This window comes from Gluconobacter vitians, assembly GCF_015244565.1.
Lineage (GTDB): Bacteria > Pseudomonadota > Alphaproteobacteria > Acetobacterales > Acetobacteraceae > Gluconobacter > Gluconobacter vitians.
Map to the genome: position 1 here is coordinate 1 of NZ_JABCQG010000066.1, position 1,863 is coordinate 1,863.

Sequence of the window (1,863 nt, forward strand, 5' to 3'; positions counted from 1 at the left end):
GCGGTCGTTGATGAGATATTCTGTCCGCTCATCAGACAGATTGTTGAGCGTCTGGATCACCAGAATTTTGAACATCAGCACCGGATCAAATGGCGGTCGTCCGCCTTTACTGCCATCTGAATAGGCTAAAGCCTGCCCCAGATCAGGGCGGAAGACTTCAAAATCCACAGTCCGGGAAAACGCTTCAAGCTGATCACCCAGCCCGCTCAGCCGGGCAAGCCTCTCTTCAACATCAAAGAAACCAGCCTGCTTCATGATCCATACCCCAATCAACTCGGGGGAAATGGAATCACAAAGGCACCCTCAAAACCAGAGGGTTTTTCGAACCCTCCAGATGGCGAAGAAGCGCGGGCATAGTCCCTGCAGCCTGCGGATCGGATACCGAACACCACGCTTTGTCCGCTGCCTGCGCAGGCACGCAAGGCATCAGGGCCAGAGCGACTACACATACTGACCACAAAAAACAGGCTTTCTGTCTCCGTTGACCCTCAGGCATGGTTTGTCGGACCGTCTGCAACCTGCATAAGAAGTTTGCCGAAATTCTGTCCACTCAGTTGTCCAGCCAGTGCGAGAGGGGCCTGATCCAGACCCTTTACAATCTGTTCCTTATAAACAAGAGATCCTTCCTGAACCCAGGGAGTTGCCAAAGCACGCCATTCCGCAAACCGCTCCGGCCGGTCACCGACAATGAAGCCCTCGATGCGGGCTCTGCGAAACAGCAGCATGGCCGCGCTGATCGTGGGCGCATGCGCCAGCCCGCTATAGTCGCGATCATTATAGTCAGCGACCAGACCGCAGATCGGAACCCGGGCATGATTACGTAACCGCCTGATCACAGCCTGGCCTACTGCACCCCCAACGTTCTCGTAGTAGACATCGACGCCGTCAGGACAGAGGGCGTCAAGCTGTTCGTCGAGATTTTCATGATGATTGATGCATCCATCAAATCCGGCGATTTCCGTGACCCACGCACATTTCTTCACGCCGCCCGCGATACCGATCACCCGCGCTCCTGCTCTTCTGGCTATCTGTCCGGCTGTTGCGCCTACGGGACCGGACGCCGCAGAGACAACGACCGTTTCCCCTGCCTTGGGCTGTCCGATGTCCTTCATCCCCGAATACGCGGTTGTCCCGGGCATACCGAGCACACCAAGATAGGTTGAAGGCGGCACATCATCGGGAACCCGGACCAGCCTGTCCCCGGGAGTTGCCAGCACAGTCGCCCATCCAAACGCACCGGAAACGATCTCGCCTCCACGAAAGGCTGGATGCTTCGACTGGATGACCTGTCCCACGGTTTCGCCAGGGATCATGTCGCCAACCGCCAGTCCTTCACGATAGGTCCGCCCCTCGTTGAGAATGCCCCGCATATAGGGATCGACGGAAGCAAAGAGTGTGCGTGTCAGCACCTCACCCTCCTTTATCGCAGGCCAGGGACGTTCCACTGTCGCGAAAACATCCGGCGCAATACTTCCGTCAGGACGCTTTGCCAGAACAACGGCCTCAAGTGTCTTTTCGGTCATGATACTCCCCCTTACAGGTCAATGCGATTTCCGGTCCGTGTTACAACAGATGGAGGGATCGAAGAACCGTTGATTGATGTGCTTGGCCCGTGATTTTAGTTTTTGGGCGCTTTGATTGACGGTTCTTTGGGTCGGTTTTGATCTGCGTTTTGAGCGGATCGGTGGGTGTTACCCTCTGGATTGCTATGCTGCGGTACTGATCCGCTCCAGGAAGAGGAAGCGGGGCATATTGTAGACGATATTGGCCAGACCGATCCTCATGGTGGCCCGGGTGATACCGACAGTTCGGATGAATAGACCCATTTGCGATTTCTGATCGGCAAAGACGTGCTCGACGCGG

Annotated in this window: 2 protein-coding genes and 1 pseudogene; all 3 read right to left on the minus strand. The window is 56.0% G+C overall.

Annotated features, from left to right (window positions below; all coding sequences use genetic code 11):
* Nucleotides 1-258, minus strand: a 258-nt coding sequence (locus HKD24_RS15015) for a transposase (protein WP_322783345.1), incomplete at its 3' end; no start/stop codon positions are given.
* 230 nt (nt 259-488) lie between these two features.
* A complete protein-coding gene (locus HKD24_RS15020; RefSeq protein ID WP_194260959.1) occupies nt 489-1,523 on the minus strand; it encodes an NADP-dependent oxidoreductase in 1,035 nt (344 codons plus the stop codon).
* A 183-nt stretch (nt 1,524-1,706) separates the two neighbouring features.
* Nucleotides 1,707-1,863: pseudogene (locus HKD24_RS15025) on the minus strand (IS5/IS1182 family transposase); the annotation flags it as partial.